The sequence below is a fragment of the Kitasatospora sp. NPDC057512 genome (assembly GCF_042802135.1).
GTDB lineage: Bacteria > Actinomycetota > Actinomycetes > Streptomycetales > Streptomycetaceae > Kitasatospora.
The window spans coordinates 1-4,086 of the sequence record NZ_JBHVET010000743.1; the positions used below are offsets into that span (position 1 = coordinate 1).

The 4,086-nt window shown below is 73.7% G+C and carries 4 protein-coding genes; all 4 read right to left on the reverse strand.

The annotated features are described in order from the left end of the window. Positions 1 to 52: 52 nt before the first annotated feature. Positions 53 to 616 (reverse strand): EF-hand domain-containing protein, encoded by a 564-nt coding sequence (locus ACFU6K_RS32985; protein WP_380669326.1) that lies wholly within the window; start codon positions 614 to 616, stop codon positions 53 to 55. Positions 617 to 748: 132 nt separating this feature from the next. Then, entirely contained in the window at positions 749 to 1,162 is a 414-nt protein-coding gene (locus tag ACFU6K_RS32990) for a cytidine deaminase family protein (RefSeq protein WP_380669328.1), read from the reverse strand. Between the two features lie 91 nt (positions 1,163 to 1,253). Further along, complete coding sequence (locus tag ACFU6K_RS32995; RefSeq protein WP_380669330.1) at positions 1,254 to 2,960, reverse strand: dipeptide ABC transporter ATP-binding protein; 1,707 nt, start codon at positions 2,958 to 2,960, stop codon at positions 1,254 to 1,256. 83 nt (positions 2,961 to 3,043) lie between these two features. After that, positions 3,044 to 4,036 carry an ABC transporter permease gene (locus tag ACFU6K_RS33000; RefSeq protein WP_380669332.1) on the reverse strand — a complete coding sequence of 331 codons (993 nt, stop codon included), beginning with the start codon at positions 4,034 to 4,036 and terminating at the stop codon, positions 3,044 to 3,046. Positions 4,037 to 4,086 lie beyond the last annotated feature (50 nt).

The following is a 4,086-nucleotide window of genomic DNA, read 5'->3' on the forward strand; positions in this document are numbered from 1 at the left end:
GTCCGCCCCCGCGCTTCCGGCTCGCGGGGGCGGACCACCGCGGACGTACGGCTCAGAAGGCGTACGGCGGCTTGCCCGTCCACCAGTTGCCGGGCGCGTCAGGGTCGCGGCTGGTCCAGAACTCGATGATCGCGTCGGTGAACTCGGCCGCGGAGAGCACGCCGTCGCCGTCGGTGTCGAGGTGGCGGAAGGCCTCGTCGGCGTCGTCGCGGGACAGGCCGGCGAAGTGGCCGCGCTGGAAGACGAAGAACTCGCCGGCGTCCACCGTCCCGCTGCGGTCGGCGTCGGCGACGGAGAGGAAGGCCCCGGCGAGCGCGCCGAGGATCTCCCGGGCGGCTTCCGGGTCGTCGGCGAGCGCGCCGGTCGAGGCGACGAACTGCTGCCGGGTGATCGCCTCGGTGCCGGCGGGCAGCCGGGCGAGGTGCAGGTCGTGCCAGGTCGTCAGGTAGGCCCGGACTATCACGGCCTCCGCCTCGGAGCCCTCCTGGTGGCCGAGCGAGCGGGCCACCGAGAGGCCCATCAGGACGTGGTCCCGCTCGGTGAGCAGCCCGTCGCCGTCGGCGTCGAGGTGATCGAAGCCGTGGTTGATCTTTGCGATGAGCAGGTCGTCCGACAAATGTGCCCCCTCGATTGGTGATTCCTTGCTCGGGTCTCCTACGTCACATCGCCTGCACGCTAGCGCCTCGAACCGGACCGGCGCAGCCGAACGACCTGCCGCTTCACCCGCCGGGTCAATCGGGCCGCCCGCTCAGTCCTCCTGGTGATCGGCCCACACGTACGCCCCCGGCAGCAGGGCCGACACCGGCACGGTGCGCAACTCCGCCCCCTGCCCGACGATGACGCCCACCTCGGGGAAGTAGTCCAGCAGCACCTGCCGACACCGCCCGCACGGCGGGATCACCCCGCGTTCCCGGTCGCCCACGGCCACCACGGTGGTGAGCTCGTACGCCCCCTGCCCGGCGGCCGCGCCGATGAGCACCAGCTCCGCGCACGGCCCGCCGGTGAAGTGGTAGGCGTTCAGAGCGGTGACGATCCGCCCGTCGGCATTGCGCCCGGCGGCCGCCACGGTGTGGTTGTCACCCCGGGCGTACCGCCGTGCGACCTCCAGGGCCGCCTCGACGAGCTCCTGATCCACGCTGGTCCGGTCACTGGTGGTGGACATCGCTTGCTGCACCTCTCCGATCACGCACGACGGTCGGACCTCGTCCGACGGCGAGAACGCGTCCGACGGGCCTCGATGATCCTCGATCATCTCAGTGCACCGCCGCCAGCAGCTCCCTCGTGTACTCGGTGTGCGGCGCCGCGAACAGCTGGTCCCGGTCGGTGGACTCGACCAGCCGGCCCCGGTGCATCACCGCCACCCGGTCGCAGAAGTGCCGGACCACCGCGAGGTCGTGGGAGACGAACAGGAAGGCGACGCCGAGCCGTTCGCGCAGCTCCATCAGCAGGTTGAGCACCTGGGCCTGCACCGACACGTCGAGCGCGGAGACCGGCTCGTCGGCGATGATCAGGCGCGGCTGCGGGGCCAGCGCGCGGGCGATGCCGATCCGCTGGCGCTGGCCGCCGGAGAACTCGTGCGGGTAGCGGTCCAGGTGCCCGGCCGCCAGGCCGACCTGCTCCAGCAGCTCGGCGGAGCGCTCCCGCCGTCCGGCCCGGTCCAGCGGGGTGTGCAGGCGCAGCGGGGTGTCCAGGGTCTGGGCGACGGTCCGGCGCGGGTTGAGCGAGGCGTACGGGTCCTGGAAGACCAGCTGGATCTCCCGGCTGAGCCGCTTCCGCAGCTCCCGGTCCGGCCGGGTGACGTCCTGGCCGTCGTACAGCACCCTTCCGCCGGTGGGGCGTTGCAGTCCGGCCAGGACCCGCGAGGTGGTGGACTTGCCGGAGCCGGACTCGCCGACCAGCCCGAGCGTCTCGCCGGGCGCGATCCGCAGGCCGAGGCCCTCGACCGCCCGGACCGGTTCGGCCCGCAGCCCGGGGAAGCGCCGACCTCCGGGGGAGCGCCGGAGTCCGGAGAAGCTCCGGCGTCCGGGGAAGTGCACGGACAGGTCGTCCACCTCGACCAGCCACCGCTCGGGGCGCTCCGGGCTCCCGACGGTCCGCGGCCGGAACGTCCGTGCCGGGGCCGGCTCGTCGACCGTCGGCAGGGCGGTGCCCGGCACCGAGTCCAGCCGGAGCGCCGCGCCCACCAGCGCCCGGGTGTACGGCTCGCGCGGCGCGGCCAGCAGTTCGGCGGTCGGCGCGGACTCGACCTCGACCCCGCCGCGCAGCACCAGCGTGCGGTCCGTCGTCCCGGCGACCACGCCCAGGTCGTGGCTGACCAGCAGCACCGCCGTCCCGTGCTCGCGCTGCAACTCGCCGAGCAGGTCGAGGACCTGCCGCTGGACGCGGGCGTCCAGGGCGGTGGTCGGCTCGTCCGCGATGAGCAGCCGGGGGTCGTTCATCAGCGCCATCGCGATCATCACGCGCTGGCGCATGCCGCCGGAGAACTGGTGCGGGTAGTCGCGCGTCCGGGCCGCCGGGATGCCGACCCGGTCGAGCATCTCGGCCGCCCGGCGGCCCGCCTCGGCCCGGCCCGTGCCCGGGTGGTGCAGCCGGTACATCTCGGCGAGCTGGGCGCCCACGCCGTGGAAGGGGCTGAGCGAGGTCAGCGCGTCCTGGAAGACCAGTGCCGCCTTTCCGCCCCGCACCCCGCGCAGCGCGGACTCCTCGGTGTCGACGACCTCCTGCCCGCCCAGCCGGATCGAGCCGGTGACGGTGGTGGTGCGCGGGTCGTGCAGGCCGAGGACGGCGAGCCCGACGGTCGACTTGCCGGAGCCCGACTCGCCGACCAGGCCCAGGACTTCACCCGGGGCGAGGTCGAAGGAGAGGCCCTGGACGGCGGTCACCGGCGCGCCGCCGCGCGGGTCGGCGAAGGCGACGGTCAGATCGCGGACGCTCAGCACCGGCTCGACGGTCTCCGCCACAGTGCTTCCCGCTGCGGTGCTTTCCACGTCTGCGGTCCGCACGTCGGCCCCCGGAACAGTGGACTTCATCGAAGGGCTCCCCATCAGTTCAGCCGGACACGCGGGTCGAGCCAGGCGACCGCGAGGTCGGCCAGCGCGACGAACAGCACCATGAAGCAGGCGGCCAGCAGCACCGCGCCGACCACGGCGGGCAGGTCCTGCCCGGCGACGGCCTCGGCGGCGAACCGCCCGACCCCGTTCAGCCCGAACACCGTCTCGGTGATCACGGCTCCGCCGAGCAGCACCCCGGCCTCCAGCCCGATCAGCTGCACCAGCGGTCCGGCGGCGCCGCGCGAGGTGTACTTGAGGTGGGCGCGCAGTCGGCCCAGGCCCTTGCCGCGGGCCGTGCGGACGTACTCCTCGTTCATCGTCTCCAGCAGCTGCGAGCGCGAAAGCCGGGCGAACACCGCGGAGTTGACGAAGCCGAGGACGAACCAGGGGAGCAGCATCCCGCCCGCCCAGGCGGCCGGGTCGTCGGTCGGCGGGGTGTAGGAGGGCAGCGGCAGCAGCCCGGTGGAGTAGACCAGCAGCCACTGCGCGACGTACCCGAGGAAGTAGATCTGCAGACTGGCGCCGACCAGGGTGAAGCCGGACAGCAGCCGGTCGGTCCGCCGCCCGTGCCGCAGCGCGGAGACGAACCCGGTGCCGAGGCCGAACACCAGCAGGACGGCGAGCGCCCCGGCGGTCAGCGAGAGGGTGACCGGCAGGTGGTCGGCGAGGGCCTCGCTGACCGGCTGGTGCAGCCGGTAGGAGTAGCCGAGGCAGGGGGCGTCGCAGTGGATGGTCGAGCCGTCCACGTCGCCGATGTCCCGCCCGGCGACGACCCCGACCAGGTAGTCGGTGTACTGGGTGAGCAGCGGCTGGTCCAGGCCCATGCTCTGGCGCACCGCCGCGACCTGCCCGCTGTCGCAGCGCGGGCCGCAGGCGGCGCGGGCCGGGTCGGCTGGCGCGGCGTAGAAGAGGGCGAAGGCGGCGGCGGAGACCGCGACCAGGACCGCGAGGGCCTGGGCGGTCCGCCGCAGGACGAAGGAGAGCATGGCCGATCCGGGGTCGACGTGACGGGGGGGAGGCGCTGTCTCTTATACAC